The organism is Litorihabitans aurantiacus (assembly GCF_030161595.1).
Taxonomy (GTDB): domain Bacteria; phylum Actinomycetota; class Actinomycetes; order Actinomycetales; family Beutenbergiaceae; genus Litorihabitans; species Litorihabitans aurantiacus.
This window is the reverse complement of record NZ_BSUM01000001.1, coordinates 1,194,694-1,218,637: the sequence shown is the minus strand read 5'-3', so window position 1 is coordinate 1,218,637 and position 23,944 is coordinate 1,194,694. Positions and strand designations below refer to the sequence as shown.

The window sequence follows — 23,944 nt, the reverse complement described above, 5'->3', positions numbered from 1 at the left end:
CGGACGTGCCGTTCGCCACCGCGGGAGCCACCGACGGCGGGGCCCGGCGCCGTCCGCCACCGCCGCGCCGGGTCCCCGGCACCTCCTCGCCGGCGCTTCTCGCCGCACGGCGTTCAGATGCTGGCTCCCCCGGACAGCGGCGGGGCCCCGCAGTAGGCTGGAGATCGTGCGCCGAGCAGCCTGCGGACCCAGCAGCGCGCCTCCGCACCGACGCGACGAACCGAAGGAGCTCACGTGAACGCACCTGCCCCCGAGCGACCACCCTGGGGTGGAACGACCTGGATCTCGCCGCCGTGGCCACGGCGAAGGCGCTGGCCGCGGACGCCGTGGAGAAGGTCGGCAACGGGCACCCGGGCACGGCGGTGAGCCTCGCCCCCGCGGCGTACCTGCTCTACCAGAACGTGCTGCGCCACGACCCGACGGACACCCACTGGCTGGGCCGGGACCGGTTCGTGCTCTCCGCGGGGCACTCGAGCCTGACGCAGTACATCCAGCTCTACCTGGGCGGTTTCGGGCTCGAGCTCGCCGACCTCGAGGCGCTGCGCACCTGGGGCTCGAAGACCCCGGGCCACCCCGAGTTCCGTCACACCGACGGCGTCGAGATCACGACGGGGCCGCTGGGCACGGGCCTGGCCTCCGCCGTCGGCATGGCCATGGCGGCCCGCCGCGAGCGCGGCCTGCTCGACCCCGACGCCCCCGCCGGCACCAGCCCGTTCGACCACTTCGTCTTCACGATCGCCGGTGACGGCTGCCTCCAGGAGGGCGTCTCCTCCGAGGCCTCTTCGCTCGCCGGCACGCAGGAGCTGGGCAACCTCATCCTGATCTGGGACGACAACCGGATCAGCATCGAGGGCGACACCGACATCTCCTTCACCGAGGACGTCCTCAAGCGCTACGAGGCCTACGGCTGGCACACGCAGCGCGTGGACTGGACGAACGGCGGCACGGAGTACCGCGAGGACGTGGACGCGCTGAACGCCGCCATCGAGGCGGCGAAGGCGGAGACGACGCGCCCCTCGATCATCGACCTGCGCACCGTGATGGCGTGGCCCTCCCCGACCAAGCAGGGCTCGCACGACGCGCACGGCAGCAAGCTGGGCGCGGAGGAGATCGCCGGCCTCAAGCAGGCCCTCGGCCTCGACCCCGAGGCGAGCTTCGCCGTCGCCCCCGAGGTGCTCGCGCACACGCGCTCGCTCGCCGAGCGCGCCGCGGCCGATCGGGCGGAGTGGGAGCAGGGCTACCAGGCGTGGCGCGAGGCGAACCCCGAGCGGGCCGCATTGCTCGACCGCCTCGTCGCCCGCGAGCTCCCCGCCGATCTCGCGGCCGGGCTGCCGACGTTCGAGGCGGGTACGTCGCTGGCCACCCGCGCCGCGTCCGGCAAGGTGCTCGCCGCGCTGGCCGCCCCCTGCCCGAGCTGTGGGGCGGCAGCGCCGACCTCGCCGGTTCGAACAACACCACGATGGCGGGTGAGCCGTCGTTCTTCCCGGCGCACCGCTCCACCAAGGAGTTCGAGGGCAACCCCTACGGCCGCACGCTCCACTTCGGCATCCGCGAGCACGGGATGGGGGCCATCCTCAACGGCATCGCGCTGCACGGCCTCACCCGGCCCTACGGCGGCACGTTCCTGACGTTCTCCGACTTCATGCGCGGCGCCGTGCGCCTCACGGCCATCATGGGGGTCGGTGTCACCTACGTCTGGACGCACGACTCGATCGGTGTCGGCGAGGACGGTCCCACGCACCAGCCGATCGAGCACCTGGCGGCGCTGCGTGCGATGCCGGGCCTCGCCGTCGTGCGCCCCGGTGACGCGAACGAGACCGCCGCCGCCTGGGTGGCGATCCTCGAGCGCGACGCGCCCGCGGGTCTGATCCTGTCGCGGCAGAACATGCCCGTCCTCCCGCGCGGGACCGAGGGCTTCGCGGCGGCGCAGGTCGACCGCGGCGCCTACGTGCTGATCGAGGGTTCGACCGGCACGCCCGACGTCATCCTCGTGGCCACCGGGTCCGAGGTGGGTCTGGCCGTCGCCGCCCGCGAGCAGCTGGAGGCCGACGGCGTCAGCACGCGCGTCGTCTCCGCGCCCTGCCTCGAGTGGTTCGCCGAGCAGGACGCGGACTACCGCGAGAGCGTGCTGCCGCGCGGCGTCCGCGCCCGGGTGAGCGTCGAGGCGGGTGTCGCGATGCCGTGGGCAGGCGTGGTCGGTGACGCCGGACGCAGCGTCTCGATCGAGCACTACGGCGCCTCGGCCGACGCGGCCACGCTGTTCCGCGAGTTCGGCTTCACGCCCGAGGCCGTGGTCGCCGCGGCACGCGAGTCGATCGCCGCCGTCGCCGGCGACGACTCCCCCGGTCCGGCCCAGCCGTCGGGCTCGTCCGGGACGGGGGACCAGGGCGGTCACTGACCGCCCACCCACCCGCACCCACCAGCCGTCCCCGGCCGCCCGCGCGGCCGGGGACGGCGAGCAGGACCGCCACCCGCACCACCCGGAGGAGAACCCCATGAGTGCCGATCAGCCGCTCGCCCGCATCGTTGCCTCCGGGGTGTCCCCGTGGCTCGACGACCTGAGCCGGGCGCGCCTGCGCTCCGGGAACCTCGCCGAGCTGATCCAGTCGGGTCGGGTGCTCGGGGTCACGACCAACCCGACGATCTTCGACAAGGCGCTGGCCGAGGGCGACGCCTACGACGAGTCGGTGGCCGCCCTCGCGGCCGAGGGGGCCGACGTCGAGCAGGCGGTGCGCACGCTCACGACCGACGACGTCCGGGAGGCGGCGGACCTCTTCGCGCGCCTCCTGCCCGGACCGCCGCACGGCGACGGCCGCGTCTCGATCGAGGTGGACCCGCGCCTCGCGCACGACACCGACGGCACGATCGCGCAGGCCCGCGAGCTGTGGCGGCTCGTCGGCCGACCCAACGTCTACATCAAGATCCCGGCGACGCCGGAGGGCTGCTCGCGATCACCGAGGCGATCGCGGAGGGCATCAGCGTCAACGCGACGCTGATCTTCTCGGTCGACACCTACCGCTCGGTGGCCACGGCCTACGTCGACGGTCTCGAGCGCGCGGCCGCCGCGGGGGTCGACCTCGCGCCCATCGCCTCGGTGGCCTCGGTCTTCCTGTCACGCATCGACGCGAAGGTCGACCCGCTGCTCGACGAGATCGGGACCCCAGAGGCCGCCGCGCTGCGCGGGACGGCCGCGGTCGCCGGCGCGCGCGCCAGCTACGAGGCCTTCCGCGAGATCTTCACCTCGCCGCGGTGGAACGACCTGGCGGCCGCGGGCGCACGGGTGCAGCGCCCGCTGTGGGCCTCGACCGGCGTGAAGGACCCGAGCTACCCCGACACGCGGTACGTCGACGAGCTGATCGCGCCCGACGTCGTCAACACGATGCCCGAGAAGACGCTCGAGGCCGTCCTCGACCACGCCCGGCTCCCCGCCGGCGACGGCCCCGTCGACACGCTGACGCCGCACATCGCCACCGCGCACGAGCAGCTCGACGGGCTGCTCCGCCTCGGCGTCCCCTACGAGCAGCTGCTGGCCGACCTGACCCGCGAGGGCGTGGAGTCGTTCATCGACTCCTGGAACCACCTGCTCGAGACCGTCTCCACCGCCCTGACCGACGCGAGGAACACGAGGAACGCATGAGCGACCGCACGATCGCGGCCGGGAAGAACCCGCTGCGGCAGGCCGACGACCGCCGCCTGCCCCGCATCGCGGGTCCGAGCGGACTGGTGATCTTCGGCGTCACCGGCGACCTCTCCCGCAAGAAGCTGCTGCCCGCCGTCTACGACCTGGCCAACCGCGGCCTCCTGCCGCCGGGATTCGGGCTGACGGGCTTCGCGCGACGCGACTGGAACGCCGAGCACTTCGCCCAGATCACGAAGGAGGCGGTGCAGGCCCACGCCCGCACCCCGTTCCGCGAGCGCGTGTGGAAGCAGCTCGAGCAGGGCATCCGGTTCGTCCAGGGCGAGTTCGACGACGACGACGCGTTCGACCGCCTGGCCGCGACGGTCGCCGAGCTCGACACCCAGCGCGGCACGGGCGGCAACCACGCGTTCTACCTCTCCGTGCCCCCGGGAGCCTTCCCGCTCGTGTGCAAGCAGCTCGCGCGCTCGGGCCTGTCGCAGAGCGCCGACGACGCCTGGCGCCGCGTGGTCATCGAGAAGCCGTTCGGCCACGACCTCGCCTCGGCGCTGGAGCTGCAGGAGGTCGTGGAGTCGGTCTTCCCGGGTGACTCGGTGTTCCGCATCGACCACTACCTGGGCAAGGAGACGGTCCAGAACCTCCTGGCGCTGCGGTTCGCCAACCAGATGTTCGAGCCGATCTGGAACAACCACTACGTCGACCACGTGCAGATCACGATGGCCGAGGACATCGGGATCGGTTCGCGCGCCGGCTACTACGACGGTATCGGCGCCGCGCGCGACGTCATCCAGAACCACCTCCTGCAGCTCCTGGCGCTCACGGCGATGGAGGAGCCGGTCTCCTTCGACGCCGGCTCGCTGCGCGCCGAGAAGGAGAAGGTGCTCTCCGCCGTCCGGCTCCCCCGCGACCTGGGGGCGCACACGGCCCGCGGGCAGTACGGCGCGGGGTGGCAGGGCGGCGAGAAGGTGCTGGGCTTCCACGACGAGGACGGCATCCCGCCCGAGTCCGTGACCGACACCTACGCGGCCATCAAGCTCGACATCGACACGCGCCGCTGGGCCGGGGTGCCGTTCTACCTGCGCACGGGCAAGCGGCTCGGCCGCCGCGTCACCGAGATCGCCGTCGTCTTCAAGCGCGCGCCGCACCTGCCGTTCGCGCTCCCCGACACCGAGGAGCTCGGACAGAACGCCCTGGTCATCCGTGTGCAGCCCGACGAGGGCGTCACGGTGCGGTTCGGGGCCAAGGTGCCCGGTACCGCGATGGAGGTCCGCGACGTCACGATGGACTTCGGCTACGGCCACGCGTTCACCGAGAACTCGCCCGAGGCCTACGAGCGACTGATCCTCGACGTGCTGCTCGGCGACCCGCCGCTGTTCCCGCACAGCAAGGAGGTCGAGCTGTCCTGGCGCGTGCTCGACCCGATCCTCGAGTTCTGGGAGCGCGACGGCGCCCCCGACACCTACCGCCCCGGCACCTGGGGCCCCGAGAGCGCCGACGCCATGATGCGCCGCGACGGCCGGACCTGGAGGCGACCGTGATCATCACCCTCAGCTCGACGACGTCGTCGAAGATCGCCGCGCGACTGGTGAAGCTGCGCGAGGAGGGCGGCGCCGTCGCCCTCGGCCGGGTGCTGACCCTCGTGGTCAGCGCGCCGCCCGAGCACGTCGAGCGGGCCGTCGACGCGGCCAACGACGCGAGCCGGGAACACCCGTGCCGGGTGCTCGTGGTCAGCCCGCAGCCCGACGGTGCCGCGGACGGACCCGCGGACGGTCTGGATGCCGAGATCCGCGTCGGAGGCGACGCCGGCGCGAGCGAGGTCATCGTGCTGCGCCCCCGCGGCGGCGCCCGGTCGGAGCTCGACTCGCTCGTCATGCCGCTGCTGCTCCCGGACGCCCCGATCGTCACGTGGTGGCCGGCCTCTCCCCCGCCCTCCCCTCGGCCGACCCCCTCGGGGCCATGGCCCAGCGGCGGATCACCGACGCGCTCGAGTGCAGCGACCCGGTGGACAGGCTGACGCAGCTGGCGCAGGGGTACCACCCGGGCGACACCGACCTGGCGTGGGCGCGCGCCACGCTGTGGCGCGGCCTGATCGCGGCGGCGCTCGACGAGCCGCCGTACACGCCCGTCACGGGCGTCACGCTGCGGGGCAACACCCGCCACCCCTCGCTGGTGCTGCTGGGTGCCTGGCTGCGCGAGAGCCTCGGCGTCCCGGTCGCGATGGAGCACGACGACGCCCCGGCCATCACGGGAGCGGTGCTCCACCGGGAGAACGGCGACGTCCTCATGGAGCGCCCCGTGGACTCGACCATCCTGCGGATCTCCGAGCCCTCCGGTGTCAGCCACCGGGTCTCGCCCCGCTGCGCACGCTGTCGGACAGCCTCATCGAGGACCTGCGACGCCTCGACCCCGACGACGTCTACGGCCAGGTCCTGACCTCGGCGCTGCCCGCGATGCTGGCGGACGCCCCCGCCTGACGCCCGCCGCACGAGTGACGACGACGGCCGCCGACCCTCAGGGGTCGGCGGCCTTCGTCGTGGTGCGGTTGACGTGCGCGGGGCGGGTCAGCGCCCGCGACGTGCGCGCAGCGCGCTCAGCGCCTCCTCGAGGAGCTCGGCGCCCTCGGCGTCGCTGCGACGCTCCTTGACGTACGCCAGGTGCGTCTTGAACGGCTCGTTGCGCGGGGCCGACGGCGGGTTCGCCCGGTCCTGCCCGGCCGGGAGCCCGCAGCGCGGGCAGTCCCACGTCTCGGGCGGCAGCGTCCCGGCGCTGTCCGCGAAGCTCGGACGGGTCTCGTGCCCGCCACCGCACCAGTAGGAGACCCAGACCCGCGGGGCGGCGTCGCCACGCTCCGCCTCGCCCATCGGACCTGCCCCCACGCGCGACCCGCGGATCGCGCTGCCTCCACCTGCCATGTGCTCCCCCTAGACCACGACGAACTTCTGGATCAGCCCCAGCAGCAGCACCACGACACCCCAGAGGACGGCGGTGCCGATCGTGATGCGGTTGAGGTTGCGCTCGGCGACACCCGAGGAGCTCACGCTCGAGGACAGGCCGCCGCCGAACATGTCGGACATGCCGCCGCCCTTGCCCTTGTGCATGAGGATGGTGAGCACCAGCAGTGCACTCGTGAGCACGAGCAGCACCTGCAGTCCGATCCGGAGCGCGTCCACGTCGTTCGTTCCTTCGTTCGGTGTCGAGCCACCGTCGTGGTGGCCGGTCCCAGGATAGGCGATGGGGTGCGGTGCCTCACACCGCACCCCGTCGCCGCACCTGCGTGTCGCGCCTCAGAGGCGCTGGAAGCCCGCGATCGCCGCGAACTGCTCGAGCACGAGGCTCGCGCCGCCGACCAGCGCGCCGTCGACGTCGGGCTTCGCCATGATCTGCGCGACGTTGTCGGCCTTGACGCTGCCGCCGTAGAGGATGCGCAGCCCGGCCGCGACGTCCGCGTCGACCGTCTCGGCCACGCGCGCACGGATCGCCTCGGCGATCTCCTGCGCGTCCTCGGGCGTGGCGACCTCGCCGGTGCCGATGGCCCAGACGGGCTCGTAGGCGACGACGAGCGAGGCGACCTGCTCCGGCGTGAGGTCGGCGAGCGCGCCGTCGACCTGCGCGAGCGTGTGCGCGACGTGCTCGGAGGCCTGACGGACCTCGAGCGGCTCGCCGACGCACACGATCGGCGTGATGCCGGCGCCCAGCGCGGCGCGGATCTTCGCGTTCACGAGGGCGTCGGACTCGGCGTGGTACTCGCGCCGCTCGGAGTGGCCGACGATCGCGTAGCTGACGCCGAGTGCGGACAGCTGGGCGGCCGAGACCTCACCGGTGTAGGCGCCCTTCTCCTGCGCGGAGATGTCCTGGGAGGCGTACTTCAGACCCAGCTTGTCGCCGTCGACCAGCGTCTGCACGGAGCGGAGGCTGGTGAACGACGGCGAGACGACGACCTCGACCGCGTCGTAGTCGTGCTTGGCGTCGCCCAGGGTCCAGGCGAGCTTCTGGACGAGCTGGATCGCCTGGTGGTGGTCCAGGTTCAGCTTCCAGTTGCCGACCATCAGGGGGTGCGTGAGTTGCTCATCTTCGGGTCCTCCTCAGTTCTCGAGCACGGCGAGGCCGGGCAGGGTCTTGCCCTCGAGCAGCTCGAGGAGGCTCCACCGCCGGTGGAGATGTGGCTGAAGCCGGCCTCGTCGAAGCCGAGCGTGCGCACGGCGGCGGCGGAGTCGCCGCCCCCGACGATGGTGAAGGCGCCGCGGGCGGTCGCGTCCACGAGGGCCTGCGCGACGGCACGGGTCCCGCCGGCGAACGCGTCCATCTCGAAGACGCCCATGGGGCCGTTCCAGACGATGGTGCGCGAGGCGGTGATCGCCTCCGCGAAGGCCTTCGCCGACTCCGGGCCGATGTCCAGGCCGAGCGAGTCGGCGGGGATCGCGTCGGCGGCCACGACCTCGTGCGCGGCGTCGGCGGCGAACGCCTCCGCGGCGACGATGTCCGTGGGCAGGACGATGGTGACGCCCTTCTCCTCCGCCCGGGCGAGGTAGCCCCTGACGGTCTCGATCTGGTCGGTCTCGAGGAGCGACTTGCCGACCTCGTGGCCCTGGGCCGCGAGGAACGTGAAGACCATGCCGCCGCCGATGAGCAGCGTGTCGGCCTTCTCGAGCAGGTTGGCGATGACTCCGAGCTTGTCCGAGACCTTCGAGCCGCCGAGGACGACGGCGTAGGGACGCTCCGGGTCGGAGATGGCGCGGTCGAGCGCGCGCACCTCGCCCTCGACCAGGGTGCCGGCCGCGTGCGGGAGGATCTGCGCGACGTCGTACACCGACGCCTGCTTGCGGTGCACGACGCCGAAGCCGTCGGAGACGAACGCGTCGACGCCGCCGCCCAGGGCCGCGAGCTCCGCGGCGAGCTCGGCGCGCTCGGCGTCGACCTTTGAGGTCTCGCGCGCGTCGAAGCGCACGTTCTCGAGCAGCGCGAGCGAGCCGTCGGTCAGCGCGGCGACCGTGGCCTGCGCGCTCTCGCCGACGAGGTCGCCCGCGAGCGCGACGTCCTGGCCGAGCAGCTCGCCGAGGCGGGCCGCGACCGGGGCGAGCGAGTACTTCTCCTCCGGCGCGCCCTTGGGGCGGCCGAGGTGCGCGGTGACGACGACCTTCGCACCGCCGTCGAGCAGCGCCTGGAGCGTCGGGAGCGCGGCGCGGATGCGGCCGTCGTCCGTGATGGTGGTGCCGTCGAGCGGCACGTTGAAGTCCGAGCGGACGAGCACGGTCCTACCGCGCAGGTCACCGAGGTCGGCGAGCGTCTTCACTGGGGGTGTCTCCTCTCCGCCCACGGGGCGGACGACAGGGATGGAACGGGGCCGAGATGCGCCCGCGCCCGCACCCCGGCAGGGGTACGGACGCGGGCGGCGGTCACATCGGGCAGGTCAGAGCTTGCCGCCGACGTACTCGGTGAGCTTCACGAGGCTGGAGCTGTAGCCCCACTCGTTGTCGTACCAGGAGACGACCTTGACCAGGTCGCCCGACACCTTGGTGAGGCCGGCGTCGAAGATGCTCTGGTGCGGGTTGGTGATGATGTCCGAGGAGACGATCGGGTCCTCGGTGTACTCGAGCGTGCCGGCCATGGGGCCCTCGGCGGCGGCCTTGACCGCAGCGTTGACCTCCTCGACCGTGACCTCGCGCGAGGCGGTGAAGGTCAGGTCCGTGGCGGAACCGGTGATGGTCGGCACGCGCAGCGCGTAGCCGTCCAGCTTGCCCTTGAGCTCCGGCAGCACGAGCGCGACGGCCTTGGCGGCGCCGGTCGTGGTGGGGACGATGTTCTGCGCGGCGGCGCGGGCGCGACGCAGGTCCTTGTGCGGACCGTCCTGCAGGTTCTGGTCACCCGTGTAGGCGTGGATCGTGGTCATGAGACCACGCTCGATGCCGAACGCGTCGTTGAGCGCCTTGGCCAGGGGGGCGAGGCAGTTCGTGGTGCAGGACGCGTTGGAGATGATGTGGTGCGCGGCCGGGTCGTAGTCGGTGTGGTTCACACCGACGACGAACGTGGCGTCCTCGTTCGAGGCGGGCGCGGAGATGATGACCTTCTTGGCGCCGGCGTCGATGTGCGCCTTGGCCTTGGTGGCGTCGGTGAAGAAGCCGGTCGACTCGATGACGATGTCGGCGCCCAGCTCGGCCCAGGGGAGGTTGCTGGGGTCGCGCTCGGCGAGGGCGCGGATGGCCTTGCCGTCGACGACGATGCTGCTGTCGTCGTAGGTGACCTCGGCGGGCAGCACACCCAGGACCGTGTCGTACTTGAGCAGGTGGGCGAGCGTCTTGTTGTCCGTGAGGTCGTTGACACCGACAACCTCGATGTCGGCGCCCGAGGCGACGATGGCGCGGTAGAAGTTGCGGCCGATGCGGCCGAACCCGTTGATCCCGACGCGGATGGTCACGATTGGTCCTCCAAGCGTGCAGTGCACGCGGTCGTCCGTGGCTCGCCCTGCACGGGCGGCCGGAGGGGGTCGTCCCTTTTCTCCGTGCTCAACCGTACTACGCCAGGACCCCTCGGGGCCCGGGACCTCCGGCCCCCGGCCGGGCGTCTCGCAGGGCGGAAGCCGACGTCGGACGGGCGCGTCAGAGGTCGAGCATCTCCGGCGTCAGGATGCTCTCGGTGTCGGGGACGCCGAGCTCGCCGGCGCGCTTGTCGGCCGTCGCGAGGAGGCGGCGGATCCGGCCGGCGACGGCGTCCTTCGTGAGCTGCGGGTCCGAGAGCGCACCGAGCTCCTCGAGCGAGGCCTCGCGGTGCTCGAGCCGGAGCCGGCCGGCCTCCACCAGGTGGTCGGGGACCTCGTCCCCGAGGATCTCGAACGCGCGCTGCACGCGTGCGCTGGCGGCGACGGCGGCGCGGGCCGACCGGCGCAGGTTGGCGTCGTCGAAGTTGGCCAAACGGTTCGCGGTCCCCCGCACCTCGCGGCGCATGCGCCGCTCCTCCCACACGAGCACCGCGTCGTGCGCGCCCATCCGGGTGAGCAGCGCGGCGATCGCGTCGCCGTCGCGCACCACGACGCGGTCGACGCCGCGGACCTCGCGCGCCTTTGCGGCGAGGCCGAGCCGGCGCGCGGCGCCCACAAGGGCGAGCGCCGCCTCGGGACCGGGGCAGGTCACCTCGAGCGCGGCCGAGCGACCGGGTTCGGTGAGCGACCCGTGGGCGAGGAACGCGCCGCGCCAGGCGGCGACGGTGTCGGTCACGCTGGCGGAGACCACCTGCGGCGGCAGGCCGCGGACCGGGCGGCCGCGCGAGTCCAGCAGGCCGGTCTGGCGGGCGAGCGCCTCGCCGTCGCGCACCACGCGGACCACGTACCGGTTGCCCTTGCGCAGGGCGCCCCCCGACACCACGATGATGTCGCTCGCGTGCCCGTAGACCTCCGCGATCGCGACGCGGATGCGGCGCGCGGCCGCGGCGTTGTCGAGCTCCGCCTCGATGACGATGCGGCCCGAGATGATGTGCAGACCACCGGCGAACCGCAGGGTCGCGGAGACCTCGGCCTTGCGGCTGGAGATGCGATCGACGCGGACCCTGGCCAGTTCGTCCTTCACGGCAGCGGTCAGAGACATGCCGGACATCCTGCCACGGCCCTCACCCGCGGGCGACGTCGCCCCAGGTCGCCGAGAAGGCGTCCCGGTAGGCGGCGGCGAGGCGGAGCGGGTCGTGCCGGGCGGTGCCGTCGTCGGCCCGCACCTGCCGCAGCAGCAGCCGGGCGCCGAGCCCCGCCGCCACGCGCTCGAGGTCGCCGACGTCGTCGACCCACCCCGGATCCGCGATCACGACGTCGAGCCGCAGCTCCGGATCGACCTCGGCCAGGACCCGTACGTGGTCCGCGGCCGAGAACCCGTCCGTCTCCCCTCCTGCTGCTGCAGGTTCAGCGTGAGCGCGAGGTGGTCGGCGGCGTGGATCGCCTCGCGCAGCCGCGGCACCTGGAGGTGCGGGAGCACGGAGGTGTACCAGGAACCCGGTCCGAGCACGACCCAGTCGGCCGCGTCGATCGCCTCCAGCGTCTCGGGGCACATCTCGGGGTCCTCGGGCAGGAGGCGGACGCGCGAGACCCGGCCGCTCGTCACGGCCACGCGGCTCTGGCCGCGCACCACGATCTCGGCCTGCCCGCGGGTGACGTCCGCCTCGATCACGAGCGGTTCGGCCACCATCGGCAGCACACGGCCACGCACGCCGATGAGCTCACCGATCTGGTTCAGGCCCGCGACGGCGGAGCCCGCGTGCTGCCACGCCGCGGCGAGCAGCAGGTTGCCGAGCGCGTGCCCGTCGAGGTCACCGTTGGTGGTGAACCGGTGCTGCAGTATGTCGTGCCACGCGCGACCGCGCGGCGTGTCGTCGCACAGCGACGCCATCGCCATCCGCAGGTCGCCGGGCGGGAGGACCCCCATCTCGCTGCGCAGCCGACCGGAGGAGCCGCCGTCGTCCGCGACCGTGACCACGGCCGTGAGATCGGGTGTGAGGTGGCGCAGCGCGAGCAGCGACGCACCCAGCCCGTGCCCTCCCCGAGGGCGACGATCCGCTGCGGCTGCAGGCGCAGCGGGTCCAGGGCGCGCTCGGCCACGGCTACTCCCGCCCCAGGTCGCGGTGCAGGTTGCGCACCGAGAAGCCGCGCTCGCGCAGGATGTCCCCGAGCCGCTCCGACATCGCGACGGACCGGTGCTTGCCGCCGGTGCACCCGAACGCGATCGTCAGGTACGGCTTCTGCTCGGCGAGGTAGCCGGCCGTGATCGGTTCGACGAGGTCGGCGTAGCGCTCGACGAACGCGGCCGCTCCCGGGAGGTCGAGCACGTAGCTCGAGACGGCCTCGTCCCGGCCCGTGAGGTGCCGCAGCTCCGTGACCCAGTAGGGGTTCGACAGGAAGCGGACGTCCACGACGTGGTCGGCATCCAGCGGGATCCCGTACTTGAAGCCGAAGGACACCACGGTGATCGCCAGCGGCCGCTGCCCCTCCCCGCGACCTCCGACCGCACGCGGGCCGCGAGCTCGTGCACGTTGAGGCGCGAGGTGTCGAGGTAGACGTCGGCACGGCGGCGCAGGTGCTCGGTGAGCGTCCGCTCGGCCGCGATCCCGTCGAGGATCGTGCCGGCGTCCTGCAGCGGGTGGGGCCGCCGGACCTGCTCGTAGCGGCGCACGAGCGTGGCGTCGTCGGCGTCGAGGAAGACGATCCGGTACTCGATGCCGTGCGCCCGGAACGACTCGATGACGCCCTCGAGCTCGTTGAAGAACTCCTTGCCCCGGGCGTCGACGACGGCGGCGAGCCGGCGGACCCCGCCCGTCGGGGACATCATCCCGACCAGCGGTGCGAGGAGCCGCGGGGGCAGGTTGTCGACGACGTACCAGTCCAGGTCCTGCAGGACGGCGGCGACCCGCGTGCGCCCCGCACCCGACATCCCGGTGACGATCAGCACCTCCGTGCTCTCGGCAGCCGGCTTGGTGGCCGTCGCCTCGAGCAGCGGGATGCCGCCGGGAACCGTGGGTGGGTCGTGCTGGTCGCGGCTGTCGGGGTGCTTGGGCTGCGCAGGCGGGGGGCGATCGGCTGAGCGTCGGGCGCGTCGGCGGTCATGACTCCAGGATGCCAGCACCGCCCAGCGCCTCGTGGATCACGACGGCGAGCTTCGGCCCGATCCCCGGCACCTCCGCGATCACGTCGGGGCTCGCGGCGCGCACCGCCTTGACCGACCCGAACCGCGACAGGAGCGCGGCCTGCCGGGACGGTCCCAGACCGGGCACGTCGTCGAGCACCGACCGGGTCATCGCCCCGCTGCGACGCTTGCGGTGGTGCGTGATCGCGAACCGGTGCGCCTCGTCGCGCACGCGCTGCAGCAGGTACAGGCCCTCGCTCGTGCGCGGCAGCACGAGCGGGAACTCCTCGTCCGGCAGCCAGACCTCCTCGAGGCGCTTGGCGAGGCCGACGAGCGCGACGTCGGTGACGCCCAGCTCGTCCATGGCCCGCTTCGCAGCCGCGACCTGGGGCGGTCCGCCGTCGACCACGACCAGCTGCGGGGCGTAGGCGAAGCGCTGCGGCCGGCCGGTCGCGGGGTCGATGCCCCGCACGATCGGGACGCCGTCGTCGTCGACCTCGTCCTGGCCCGCGCGCTCCGCCGCCATCCGCTTGAAGCGGCGCGTGATGACCTCGTGCATCGCCTCGGTGTCGTCGCGCGCACCCTCGCCGTCGGCGCCGCGCACGACGAACTGGCGGTAGGCGCTCTTGCGCGGCAGCCCGTCCTCGAACACCACCATCGACCCGACCTGGTGGGTGCCCTGGAGGGTGGAGATGTCGTAGCACTCGATGCGCAGCGGGGAGGCCGGCAGCTCGAGTTCGGTCTCCAGGTCCGACAGCGCCTTCGAGCGGGCCGTGAGGTCGCCCGCACGGCGCGTCTTGTGGAGCGCGAGGGCGCCCTCGGCGTTGGTGCGGACCGTGGCGGCGAGCGCGCGTTTGTCGCCGCGCTGCGGCACCCGCACGCCCACCTTCGCTCCCCTGATCCCCCGCAGCCACGTCTCGAGCTCGCTCGCGTCCTCCGGGAGCGCGGGGACGAGGACCTCGCGAGGGACGTCCGCGCCCTTCTCGGCGTAGATCTGCTGCAGGAGGCGCTCGACGAGCGCGCCGTCGTCGAGGTCCTCGACGCGCTCGGAGATCCAGCCCCGCTGCCCGCGGATGCGGCCGCCGCGCACGTGGAAGACCTGCACCGAGACCTCGAGGTCGTCCTGCGCGAGGGCGAAGACGTCGGCGTCCGTGCCGTCGTCGAGCACGACGGCGTTCTTCTCGACCACGCGACGCAGGGCGCCGAGGTCGTCCCGCAGGCGGGCCGCGCGCTCGTAGTCCATCTCGGCTGCCGCCTCGCCCATCTGCCGCTCGAGCCGGCGGACGAAGGACCCGGTGTCGCCCGCCATGAAGCGGCAGAAGTCCTCGGCCAGGGCGCGGTGGTCCTCGGGCGAGATCTTGCCCACGCACGGGGCCGCGCACTTCTCGATGTAGCCGAGCAGGCACGGCCGCCCGCTCGCGGCCGCGGTCCGGTAGACGCCGGAGGTGCAGCTGCGGATGGGGAAGACGCGCAGGAGGAGGTCGACCGTCTCGCGGATCGCCCAGGCGTGGGAGTAGGGCCCGAAGTACCGCGTGCCCGTCCGCTTGGCGCCTCGCATCACCGAGACGCGCGGCACGGTCTCGCCCATGGTGACGGCGAGGTAGGGGTAGGACTTGTCGTCGCGGTACTTGACGTTGAAGCGCGGGTCGAACTCCTTGATCCAGGAGTACTCCAGCGACAGGGCCTCGACCTCGGTCCCGACCACCGTCCACTCCACCCGGCTGGCCGTGGTGACCATCCGGGCCGTGCGCGGGTGGAGCGAGGGCAGCGGCTGGAAGTAGTTCGCCAGCCGCTGCCGCAGGCTCTTGGCCTTGCCCACGTAGATCACACGGCCCGAGGGGTCGCTGAAGCGGTAGACCCCGGGGCGGTCGGGGATCTCCCCGGCGCCGGCCGGTAGTCGCTGGGGTTCGTCACAGTGTCTCAGGCTGCCTCAGGCACCGGCGCCCACGCGCTGCTCGACCGGGAGGAGGTCCTGCAGGAACGCGCCCGTGTGGCTCTCGGGCACCCGGGCGATGCGCTCGGGGGTGCCCTCCGCGACGACGGTGCCGCCCCCGGCACCACCCTCCGGGCCCATGTCGATGACCCAGTCGGCGCTGCGCACGACGTCGAGGTTGTGCTCGATCACGAGGACCGAGTTCCCCTTGTCCACGAGACCCTGCAGCACCTGCAGGAGCTTGCGGATGTCCTCGAAGTGCAGACCGGTGGTGGGTTCGTCCAGCACGTAGAACGTGCGGCCGTTGGACCGCTTCTGCAGCTCGCTCGCGAGCTTGACGCGCTGCGCCTCGCCGCCCGACAGCGTGGTCGCGCTCTGCCCGAGGCGGACGTAGCCGAGACCGACGTCGACCAGCGTGGTGAGGTGCCGCGCGATCGCGGGCGAGGCCGCGAAGAAGTCGGCGGCCTCGGCGATCGGCATGTTGAGGACGTCGGCGACCGTCTTCCCCTTGAAGTGCACCTCGAGCGTCTCGCGGTTGTAGCGCGCGCCGTGGCACACCTCGCACTGGACGTAGACGTCGGGCAGGAAGTTCATCTCGATCTTCAGCGTGCCGTCGCCCGAGCACGCCTCGCAGCGGCCGCCCTTGACGTTGAAGGAGAACCGACCGGGCGTGTATCCGCGGACCTTCGCCTCCGTGGTCTCGGCGAACAGCTTGCGCACGTGGTCCCACACCCCGGTGTAGGTGGCCGGATTGGAGCGCGGGGTGCGCCCGATCGGGCCCTGGTCGACGTGCACGACCTTGTCGAGGTTGTCGAGGCCGGTCACGCGCTTGTGCCGCCCGGCCACGCGCCGGGCGCCGTTGAGCTCGTTGGCCATCACGGTGTGCAGGATCGAGTTGACCAGGGTCGACTTGCCCGAGCCGGAGACGCCCGTGACGGCGACGAGCTGCCCCAGCGGGAACGTCACCGTGACGTTCTTGAGGTTGTTCTCGTGCGCACCGACCACGGTGACCTCGCGCCCCTTCGTGCGGGGACGCCGCTTCTCGGGCACCGGGATGCTGCGGCGCCCCGAGAGGTAGGCACCCGTGAGCGACTCCTTCGACGCCAGCAGGCCCGCGTAGTCGCCCGAGTGGACGACGTGACCGCCGTGCTCGCCGGCGCCTGGACCGATGTCGACGATCCAGTCGGCCATCCGGATGGTGTCCTCGTCGTGCTCGACGACGATGAGCGTGTTGCCGAGGTCGCGCAGCCGCGTGAGGGTGTCGATGAGGCGGCGGTTGTCGCGCTGGTGCAGGCCGATGCTCGGTTCGTCCAGCACGTACAGGACGCCGACGAGTCCGGAGCCGATCTGCGTGGCGAGTCGGATCCGCTGCGCCTCACCGCCCGACAGCGTCGCCGACGGGCGGCCGAGGGTGAGGTAGTCCAGCCCGACGTCGAGGAGGAAGCCCAGCCGGGCGTCGATCTCCTTCAGCACGGCGCCGGCGATCGCACGCTCGCGGACGCCGAGCTCGAGGCCCTCGAGGTAGCTGCGCGCGTCCCGGATCGAGAGGTTGCAGACGTCGGCGATGGAGTGCCCGGCGACGCGCACCGCGAGCACCTCGGGCTTGAGTCGCGCGCCGTCACAGACGGGGCACGCGACCTCGCGCATGTAACCCTCGTAGCGGTCCTTGGACCAGTCCGACTCGGTCTCGGCGTGCCGGCGCTGGATGAACGAGATGACGCCCTCGAACCCGGTCGAGTACTGACGCTCACGACCCCAGCGGTTCTTGTAGCGGACCTTGACCTCGTGGTCCTGGCCGTACAGGACGGCCTTGCGGGCCCGCTCGGGGAGCGCGCGCCACGGCACGTCGACCGAGAACCCGAGCTGCGCACCGAGCGCCTCGAGCTGGCGCTTGTAGTAGTCGGCCTGCCCCTGCGCCCACGGCGCGACGGCGCCCTCGGCGAGGGTGCGCTCGTCGTCGGGCACCACGAGGTCGGGGTCCACCTCGAGCCGGGTGCCGATGCCGGTGCACTCCGGACAGGCGCCGTAGGGCGCGTTGAAGGAGAAGGTCCGCGGCTCGATCTCCTCGAGGGTCAGCGGGTGCTCGTTCGGGCACGCGCGCGTCTCGGAGTAGCGCCGCTCGCGCTCCGGGTCCTCCGCCTCCCGGTCCACCAGCTCGACCAGCAGGACACCCTCCGCGAGGCGGAGCGCCGTCTCGACCGAGTCGGTGATGCGCTGCTTCGCGCTGGCCCGGACGACGAGGCGGTCGACGACGACCTCGATGTCGTGCTTGAGCTTCTTCTCCAGCGTCGGGGGCGAGGCGAGCTGGGCGACCTCGCCGTCGACCCGGGCCCGCGCGAAACCCTGCGCCTGGAGGTCGCGGAACATGTCGGAGTACTCGCCCTTGCGGCCGCGGACGACCGGCGCCAGCACCTGGAAGCGCGTGCCCTCCTCGAGCTCGAGGAGCTGGTCCACGATCTGTTGTGGGGTCTGCGACGTCACCCGCTCGCCGCACGTGGGGCAGAACTGCGTCCCGGCGCGCGCGAACAGCAGCCGCAGGTAGTCGTAGACCTCGGTGATCGTGCCGACGGTCGAGCGCGGGTTGCGGTTGGTGGACTTCTGGTCGATCGACACCGCGGGCGAGAGGCCCTCGATGAGGTCGACGTCGGGCTTGTCCATCTGCCCGAGGAACTGCCGCGCGTAGGACGAGAGCGACTCGACGTAGCGACGCTGGCCCTCGGCGAAGATCGTGTCGAACGCGAGGGAGGACTTGCCCGACCCGGACAGGCCGGTGAAGACGATGATGCGGTCACGGGGAAGCTCGAGGGAGACGTCGCGGAGGTTGTGCTCGCGGGCGCCCGAGATGATGAGACTCACCCGAGGAGCCTACTCGCCCCCTCTGACATCTCGTACATCCGTTCGACCTCCCACCTCCCCGCGAGAGGATTACCGACCCTCGCCGAGAGCATTGCCGACCCTCCCCGAGAGGATCGCCGACGCTCCTCGGGGATGATGGTCGCCGCCCGGGATTCTCCTGGGTCGTGCCCACCCGAGGAGATCCCCGTGCCCGTGTTCGCCGTCGAGTACACCTACGACGCCCGCGCCGACGAGCGCGCCGCCGTCCGGCCCGCCCACCGCGAGTTCCTCGCCGGCCTGCTCGAGCGGGGGACCTGCTCGCCTCCGGACCGTTCGACGACGGATCGGGCGCGCTCCTGGTCGTCGTCGCCGACTCGGCCGACGGCGCACTCGCCGTCCTCGACCCCGACCCGTTCCGCGCGGCGGACCTCCTCGGCGGGCGGTCCGTGCGCGCGTGGACTCCCGTGATCGGGCCCTGGTCCGACGTGTCCTGAGGCGTCACCGCGCCGCCACGCTGCCGAGTCGGCGCGCGGGCGAGAACGACGAACGGCCCCGCCTCGTGGCGGGGCCGTTCGTCGTCGGGGTGACATCCGACCGGTATCGACAGGCATCGACCGGCGCTGCGCCGGCCGGTGCCGTGACGGTCGGCGTCGCGAGAGTCGGCGCCGGCTGCGTCAGTCGGTGCTGCGGGGATCCGCCGGGACGGTCGGGCTGGGGCTCTTCTCGGGGTTGCGCCGCTTCCCGATCGTGAGCGAGGCCCACGTCGTGATCGCGAGGACGACGACGATGACCACCAGCGAGAGCCACGTCGGCACCTCGGGGATGATCTCGATGTGCTCGCCACCGTTGAGCCACGAGAGCTCGTTGGTGTGCATGGCGTGGATGATCAGCTTGACGCCGATGAAGCCGAGGATCGCGGCCAGGCCATAGTTGAGGTAGACGAGCTTGTCGAGCAGGCCGTCGATGAGGAAGAAGAGCTGGCGCAGGCCGAGCAGCGAGAACGCGTTGGCGGCGAAGATGATGAAGATCTGCTCGCCGCCCGAGAGCTGCGTGGTGACTCCGAAGATCGCCGGGATCGAGTCGACCGCGAACAGCAGGTCGGCCGAGCCGATGGCCAGCATCACGATGAGCATCGGCGTGATGAAGCGGCGGCCGTTCTGCTTCACGACCATCTTGTCGCCCACGTAGTCCTCGGTGGTCGGCAGCACGCGGCGCGCGAGCCGGACGAACCAGTTCTCCTTGAACTCCTCGTCCTCGTCGGCCTTGTGGCGGGCCTGCGCCCACGCCGTGTAGAGGAGGAACGCACCGAACAGCCAGAAGATCCACGAGAAGTTCTCGACGAAGGCGTTGCCCGCGATGATGAAGACGGTCCGCATCACCAGGGCGATGACGATGCCGATGAGGAGCACCTTCTGCTGGTACTCCCGCGGCACGCGGAAGCTCGCCATGATCAGGACGAACACGAACAGGTTGTCGATGCTGAGGGACTTCTCGAGCAGGTAGCCCGAGAAGTAGGCGACGCCGTGCGTCGTGTCCCAGGCGAGCAGGATGGCGACGCCGAAGACCAGCGCGATCGCGACGTAGGCCGCCGACCAGATGCCGGCCTCCTTCAGCGTCGGCGCGTGCGGCGTGCGCACGTGGCCGACGAAGTCGACGGTCAGCATGACGACGATGAGGGTTCCGGTGACGATCCAGAACCAGGTGAGCACGTCCAAGGGTTACCTCCGGTGGGGACAGCTGGGACACCGGAGGTCTCCCCCACCGCAGGTTCGCGGTCGGCCGCACCGAGCCGCGCCGGGCGCGAACCGTGATGACGATGCTGGCTGTTGCGGGGTACTCCCCTCCATCGGGCTCGATGCTAGTGCACGGCGCGCGCGACGGGCACGAGCCGTCACGCCGACGCGGCCACCATCTGTCTCAGCTCCTTCTTCAGGTCGGAGATCTCGTCACGCAGCCGCGCCGCCACCTCGAACTGCAGCTCGGCCGCCGCGGTGTGCATCTGGTCGGACAGCTCCTGGATCAGGGAGGCGAGGTCGGACGCGGCCGCGCCGGCCAGCCGCTCCCTGGCCGAGGACCCGCCCGCGGCGGCGGACGTCGAGGACCCCGACTTCTTCTTGCCCGCCTGGCGGTAGCCGCCGGCGAGCAGCTCCTTGGTGTCGACGTCCTCGCGCGCGAGCTGGTCGGTGATGTCGACGATGCGCTTGCGCAGCGGCGTCGGGTCGATCCCGTTCGCGACGTTGTAGGCGACCTGCTTCTCGCGCCGCCGGTTGGTCTCCTCGATCGCCAGCGCCATCGAGGGAGTGATCTTGTCCGCGTACATGTGGACCTGACCCGAGACGTTGCGCGCCGCGCGACCGATCGTCTGGATCAGCGAGGTGCCCGAGCGCAGGAAGCCCTCCTTGTCGGCGTCGAGGATCGCGACGAGGGAGACCTCCGGCAGGTCGAGGCCCTCGCGCAGCAGGTTGATGCCCACCAGGACGTCGAAGACACCCATGCGGAGCTCGCGCAGCAGCTCGATCCGGCGCAGGGTGTCGACCTCGGAGTGCAGGTAGGCGACCTTGATCCCGCGCTCCACCAGGTAGTCGGTGAGGTCCTCAGCCATCTTCTTCGTCAGCGTCGTGACCAGCACGCGTTCGTCGCGCTCGGCCCGCTCCCGGATCTCGCCCAGGAGGTCGTCGATCTGCCCCTTGGTCGGCTTGATGACCACCTCGGGGTCGACGAGACCGGTGGGCCGGATGACCTGCTCCACGACGCCGTCGGACTGACCGAGCTCGTACGCGCCCGGCGTCGCCGAGAGGAAGACCGTCTGACCGATCCGCTCGAGGAACTCCTCCCACCGCAGCGGTCGGTTGTCCATCGCGCTCGGCAGTCGGAACCCGTGCTCCACGAGCGTCCGCTTGCGCGAGGCGTCCCCCTCGAACATCGCACCGATCTGCGGGACGGTCTGGTGCGACTCGTCGATGACCAGGAGGAAGTCCTCGGGGAAGTAGTCCAGGAGCGTGTGGGGCGGCGAGCCGCCCTCGCGTCCGTCGATGTGGCGCGAGTAGTTCTCGATGCCCGAGCAGGTGCCGATCTGGCGCATCATCTCGAGGTCGTAGGTCGTGCGCATGCGCAGGCGCTGTGCCTCGAGCAGGCGGCCGGACTGCTCGAGCTCGGCCAGCCGCTCCTCGAGCTCGGCCTCGATCGTGCCGACGGCGCGCGTCATCCGCTCCGGTCCGGCCACGTAGTGGGTCGCCGGGAAGATGTGGGTCTCGGTCTCCTGGCGCACCACGTCACCCGTGAGCGGGTGGAGGGTCGCGATCGACTCGATCTCGTCCCCGAAGAACTCGATCCGGATCGCCAGCTCCTCGTACACGGGGATGATCTCGACCGTGTCGCCCCGCACCCGGAACGTCCCGCGGTTGAAGGCCATGTCGTTGCGCGTGTACTGCATCGTGACGAACTGGCGCAGCAGAACGTCGCGCTCCACGACGTCGCCCACGCGCAGCTGCACCATCCGCTCCACGTACTCCTGCGGCGTACCGAGGCCGTAGATGCACGAGACGGAGGCGACCACGACGACATCGCGCCGCGTCAGCAGCGAGTTGGTCGCGGAGTGGCGCAGGCGCTCCACCTCGTCGTTGATCGAGGAGTCCTTCTCGATGTAGGTGTCCGACGAGGGCACGTACGCCTCGGGCTGGTAGTAGTCGTAGTACGAGACGAAGTACTCCACCGCGTTGTTCGGCAGCAGCTCGCGGAACTCCGTGGCGAGCTGCGCGGCGAGCGTCTTGTTCGGCGCCATCACGAGGGTCGGCCGCTGCACCTGCTCGATGAGCCACGCCGTCGTCGCGGACTTGCCGGTACCCGTGGCGCCCAGGAGCACGATGTCCTTCTCGCCGCCCTTCAGGCGCGACGTCAGCTCGCTGATCGCCTGCGGCTGGTCACCCGCCGGCTGGTACTCGGAGACCACCTCGAACGGGGCGACGGTGCGCTGCAGGTCGGTCACGGGTCTCATGTCTCCACGTTACGTCCGACCACCGACATCGACGGTCGGGGAGTCCCGGGGGCAGGATGGAGCGAGAGACCGGGACAGCCCCGGCGGTCACACCAGGAGGACACCATGCCCAGGCCCGTCATCAGCAACGCCAGCACCGCATGGAAGGGCGACCTCGCCTCCGGCTCCGGCACGACCACGGTCGCGAGCGGGGCGTTCCCCGCCGTCGACGTCAGCTGGCGCACCCGCGCCGAGGGCGAGGGCGGCCAGACGACGCCCGAGGAGCTCATCGCCGCGGCGCACGCGTCCTGCTACGCGATGGCGCTCTCGCACGAGCTCGCCGGCAAGGGCACGCCGCCCACCACGGTCGACACCTCCGCCTCGGTCACGTTCGTGGCGGGCGAGGGCATCACGGGCATCGCCCTCACCGTGAGCGCGACCGTGCCGGACATCTCCGAGGAGGACTTCCTCGCCGTCGCCGAGGCCGCCAAGGCCGGGTGCCCGGTCAGCGCGGCGCTCGCCTCGGTGCCGATCACGCTCGAGGCGACGCTGCAGGGCTGACCCACCGGGTCACCCCACCGCACGGACGACGGGACCGGACCGCGACGCACCACGCCGCGGTCCGGTCCCGTCGCTCGTCCCACCGACGCGGGGAGCGCGACCCGGCCCTCGTCAGAAACCCACGCGCGCCGCCGCGAGCGGCACGATCCGCTGGTCCCAGAGCCGGGCGACGGCGTCGGTCGTCACCTCGATCGCCGCACCGGTGTCGATCAGCACGTCCGCGACGGCGCGTCGGTCGGCGTCGCTCGCCTGGGCCGCGATCCGCGCGGCCGCCTGCTCCCGCGTCATGCCGCGGGCGACGGCGCGCTCGAGCCGCACCGGCTCGGGCGCGTCGGCCACGACGACGAGGTCGTAGCGCGGGGCCAGGCCGTTCTCCACCAGCAGCGGGACGTCGTGGACGATCACCTCTCCCGCGGCCGCCGCGTCCACCACGCGGGCGAAGCGCTCCCCCACCGCCGGGTGGACGACGCCCTCCAGGTCGCGGCGCGCGGCCTCGTCCGCGAACACGACGCGTGCGAGCGCCGCGCGGTCCAGCACCCCGTCGGGTCCGAGCACGCCGGACCCGAAGCGCTCGACCACAGCGGCCAGCCCCGGTGTGCCCGGCTCGAGCACCTCACGCGCGAGCGCGTCGGCGTCGACGACCTGCGCACCCCGCTCCGCGAGCAGCCGCGCGATCGTGGACTTGCCCGAGGCGATGCCTCCCGTGAGTCCGACCAGCACCGGCCCCGCGCCGGCCCGCGCGGCGGTCACGAGATCTCCCCGCCCACGACGTGCAGGTCGGCTCCCGCGTGCCCGAGCGCCGCCCGGACGATCTCACGAATCGCTCGCACCGTCTCGGCGAGGGCGAGATCCTCCACGGCCGGGACGTGGACGAACCCCACGCGGGCCTGCGGCGCGAGGTCGAGCGCGTGCACGAAGGTCGCGTTGCACACGAAGGTCCCGGCCGACAGCGAGATCTCGACCGGGAGGTCCTGCGCTCGGCACGCTGCGAGCGCCGCCTTCACGGGCAGTGTCGCCTGCCGGGCGAGCGGCGCCCCGGGTGAGACCTCGGCGTCGATCGGCTGCCCGCCGTCGTTGTCGGGGATGCGGGCGTCGGCGAGGTTCAGCGCCACGCGCTCGATCCGGACGCGGGCCGAACCACCCGCGAGACCGGTGGCGATCACGACGGCGGGGGCGTGCTCCTCCACCAGATCGGCGAGCCGCTCGCGCACCTGGTCGAAGACGACCGGCAGCCGGGCGACGGCGAGCCGCGCCCCCTCCGCGCGCTCGTCCCAGTCGCGCGCGAGCACAGCGACCGCGTCCCAGGAGGGGTTCGTGTCGGCGCCGGCGAACGGGTCGAACCCGGTGAGCAGGACGGTCGGGAGCTCGCTGGTCGAGGGCGGTGCGGTCACCGACCGAGCCTAGGCGTTCGC

The 23,944-nt window shown here is 72.2% G+C and carries 18 protein-coding genes and 5 pseudogenes; 7 read left to right on the top strand and 16 right to left on the bottom strand.

Going from position 1 to position 23,944, the window contains the following annotated elements; all coding sequences use genetic code 11:
* Positions 1-263 precede the first annotated feature (263 nt).
* From tkt to QQK22_RS18595, 5 genes and pseudogenes are all read left to right on the top strand, one after another.
* Positions 264-2,398: pseudogene (gene tkt, locus QQK22_RS05655) on the top strand (transketolase).
* Positions 2,399-2,495: 97 nt separating this feature from the next.
* Positions 2,496-3,637 (top strand): annotated as a pseudogene (gene tal / locus QQK22_RS05650) (transaldolase).
* Positions 3,634-5,175, top strand: a complete 1,542-nt coding sequence (gene zwf / locus QQK22_RS05645) for a glucose-6-phosphate dehydrogenase (protein WP_284250040.1) — start codon at positions 3,634-3,636, stop codon at positions 5,173-5,175. Before tal ends, zwf begins: the two are co-directional and overlap by 4 nt.
* Positions 5,172-5,651 (top strand): glucose-6-phosphate dehydrogenase assembly protein OpcA, encoded by a 480-nt coding sequence (locus QQK22_RS18600; protein WP_348525512.1) that lies wholly within the window; start codon positions 5,172-5,174, stop codon positions 5,649-5,651. Before zwf ends, QQK22_RS18600 begins: the two co-directional genes overlap by 4 nt.
* Positions 5,639-6,070 (top strand): OpcA/G6PD domain-containing protein, encoded by a 432-nt coding sequence (locus tag QQK22_RS18595; RefSeq protein WP_348525511.1) that lies wholly within the window; start codon positions 5,639-5,641, stop codon positions 6,068-6,070. Before QQK22_RS18600 ends, QQK22_RS18595 begins: the two co-directional genes overlap by 13 nt.
* A 128-nt stretch (positions 6,071-6,198) precedes the next feature.
* On the opposite strand, the gene QQK22_RS05635 is transcribed toward QQK22_RS18595, so the two are convergent.
* The 12 genes and pseudogenes from QQK22_RS05635 to uvrA all read right to left on the bottom strand — a co-directional run bounded on the left by QQK22_RS05635 (position 6,199) and on the right by uvrA (position 18,019).
* On the bottom strand, positions 6,199-6,549 hold the full coding sequence (locus QQK22_RS05635; RefSeq protein ID WP_284250038.1) for an RNA polymerase-binding protein RbpA: 351 nt from the start codon (positions 6,547-6,549) through the stop codon (positions 6,199-6,201).
* A 9-nt stretch (positions 6,550-6,558) separates the two neighbouring features.
* Positions 6,559-6,807: a preprotein translocase subunit SecG gene (gene secG, locus QQK22_RS05630; RefSeq protein ID WP_284250037.1), complete on the bottom strand. Its 249-nt coding sequence runs from the start codon at positions 6,805-6,807 to the stop codon at positions 6,559-6,561.
* Positions 6,808-6,921: 114 nt separating this feature from the next.
* Positions 6,922-7,683 (bottom strand): triose-phosphate isomerase, encoded by a 762-nt coding sequence (tpiA, locus tag QQK22_RS05625; RefSeq protein WP_284250036.1) that lies wholly within the window; start codon positions 7,681-7,683, stop codon positions 6,922-6,924.
* Positions 7,684-7,719: 36 nt separating this feature from the next.
* Positions 7,720-8,927, bottom strand: a pseudogene (locus tag QQK22_RS05620) (phosphoglycerate kinase).
* A 117-nt stretch (positions 8,928-9,044) separates the two neighbouring features.
* The gene (gap, locus tag QQK22_RS05615; protein WP_284250035.1) at positions 9,045-10,049 is read right to left on the bottom strand and encodes a type I glyceraldehyde-3-phosphate dehydrogenase; all 1,005 of its coding nucleotides are present in this window, start codon (positions 10,047-10,049) and stop codon (positions 9,045-9,047) included.
* A 181-nt stretch (positions 10,050-10,230) separates the two neighbouring features.
* Positions 10,231-11,211, bottom strand: a complete 981-nt coding sequence (gene whiA / locus QQK22_RS05610; protein WP_284250033.1) for a DNA-binding protein WhiA — start codon at positions 11,209-11,211, stop codon at positions 10,231-10,233.
* 22 nt (positions 11,212-11,233) lie between these two features.
* A complete protein-coding gene (locus tag QQK22_RS19225) occupies positions 11,234-11,422 on the bottom strand; it encodes a hypothetical protein (RefSeq protein ID WP_431310135.1) in 189 nt (62 codons plus the stop codon).
* Positions 11,419-12,117 carry a gluconeogenesis factor YvcK family protein gene (locus QQK22_RS05605; RefSeq protein ID WP_431310183.1) on the bottom strand — a complete coding sequence of 233 codons (699 nt, stop codon included), beginning with the start codon at positions 12,115-12,117 and terminating at the stop codon, positions 11,419-11,421. Before QQK22_RS05605 ends, QQK22_RS19225 begins: the two co-directional genes overlap by 4 nt.
* Before the next feature lie 94 nt (positions 12,118-12,211).
* Positions 12,212-12,568: a RapZ C-terminal domain-containing protein gene (locus QQK22_RS19220; protein ID WP_431310134.1), complete on the bottom strand. Its 357-nt coding sequence runs from the start codon at positions 12,566-12,568 to the stop codon at positions 12,212-12,214.
* Between the two features lie 89 nt (positions 12,569-12,657).
* Positions 12,658-13,038, bottom strand: a pseudogene (locus tag QQK22_RS19215) (RNase adapter RapZ); the annotation flags it as partial.
* Between the two features lie 169 nt (positions 13,039-13,207).
* Positions 13,208-15,144 (bottom strand): annotated as a pseudogene (uvrC, locus tag QQK22_RS05595) (excinuclease ABC subunit UvrC).
* Between the two features lie 16 nt (positions 15,145-15,160).
* Complete coding sequence (gene uvrA / locus QQK22_RS05590; protein ID WP_284250032.1) at positions 15,161-18,019, bottom strand: excinuclease ABC subunit UvrA; 2,859 nt, start codon at positions 18,017-18,019, stop codon at positions 15,161-15,163.
* Positions 18,020-18,205: 186 nt separating this feature from the next.
* Here uvrA and QQK22_RS05585 point away from each other — a divergent pair, with 186 nt between their 5' ends.
* Complete coding sequence (locus QQK22_RS05585) at positions 18,206-18,466, top strand: YciI family protein (protein ID WP_348525510.1); 261 nt, start codon at positions 18,206-18,208, stop codon at positions 18,464-18,466.
* A 206-nt stretch (positions 18,467-18,672) separates the two neighbouring features.
* Here QQK22_RS05585 and QQK22_RS05580 read toward each other — a convergent pair whose 3' ends face one another.
* Together QQK22_RS05580 and uvrB are read right to left on the bottom strand one after the other, a co-directional pair.
* Positions 18,673-19,713, bottom strand: coding sequence for a TerC family protein (locus QQK22_RS05580; RefSeq protein ID WP_284250030.1), 1,041 nt, complete (start codon positions 19,711-19,713; stop codon positions 18,673-18,675).
* A 176-nt stretch (positions 19,714-19,889) separates the two neighbouring features.
* On the bottom strand, positions 19,890-21,992 hold the full coding sequence (uvrB, locus tag QQK22_RS05575; protein ID WP_284250028.1) for an excinuclease ABC subunit UvrB: 2,103 nt from the start codon (positions 21,990-21,992) through the stop codon (positions 19,890-19,892).
* Positions 21,993-22,097: 105 nt separating this feature from the next.
* Here uvrB and QQK22_RS05570 point away from each other — a divergent pair, with 105 nt between their 5' ends.
* Positions 22,098-22,532, top strand: coding sequence for an OsmC family peroxiredoxin (locus QQK22_RS05570; RefSeq protein WP_284250026.1), 435 nt, complete (start codon positions 22,098-22,100; stop codon positions 22,530-22,532).
* A gap of 111 nt (positions 22,533-22,643) precedes the next feature.
* Here QQK22_RS05570 and coaE read toward each other — a convergent pair whose 3' ends face one another.
* Together coaE and QQK22_RS05560 are read right to left on the bottom strand one after the other, a co-directional pair.
* Positions 22,644-23,282, bottom strand: a complete 639-nt coding sequence (coaE, locus tag QQK22_RS05565) for a dephospho-CoA kinase (protein WP_284250024.1) — start codon at positions 23,280-23,282, stop codon at positions 22,644-22,646.
* Positions 23,279-23,923, bottom strand: coding sequence for a pyroglutamyl-peptidase I (locus QQK22_RS05560; protein WP_284250021.1), 645 nt, complete (start codon positions 23,921-23,923; stop codon positions 23,279-23,281). The genes coaE and QQK22_RS05560 overlap by 4 nt, the downstream gene beginning before the upstream one ends.
* Positions 23,924-23,944 lie beyond the last annotated feature (21 nt).

Excerpts from the sequence above, each read along its gene's own strand:
- zwf (WP_284250040.1), top strand. The coding sequence starts at position 3,634 with ATGAGCGACCGCACGATCGCGGCCGGGAAGAACCCGCTGCGGCAGGCC.
- QQK22_RS05635 (WP_284250038.1), bottom strand. The coding sequence starts at position 6,549 with ATGGCAGGTGGAGGCAGCGCGATCCGCGGGTCGCGCGTGGGGGCAGGT.
- tpiA (WP_284250036.1), bottom strand. The coding sequence starts at position 7,683 with ATGGTCGGCAACTGGAAGCTGAACCTGGACCACCACCAGGCGATCCAG.
- whiA (WP_284250033.1), bottom strand. The coding sequence starts at position 11,211 with ATGTCTCTGACCGCTGCCGTGAAGGACGAACTGGCCAGGGTCCGCGTC.
- uvrB (WP_284250028.1), bottom strand. The coding sequence starts at position 21,992 with ATGAGACCCGTGACCGACCTGCAGCGCACCGTCGCCCCGTTCGAGGTG.
- QQK22_RS05570 (WP_284250026.1), top strand. The coding sequence starts at position 22,098 with ATGCCCAGGCCCGTCATCAGCAACGCCAGCACCGCATGGAAGGGCGAC.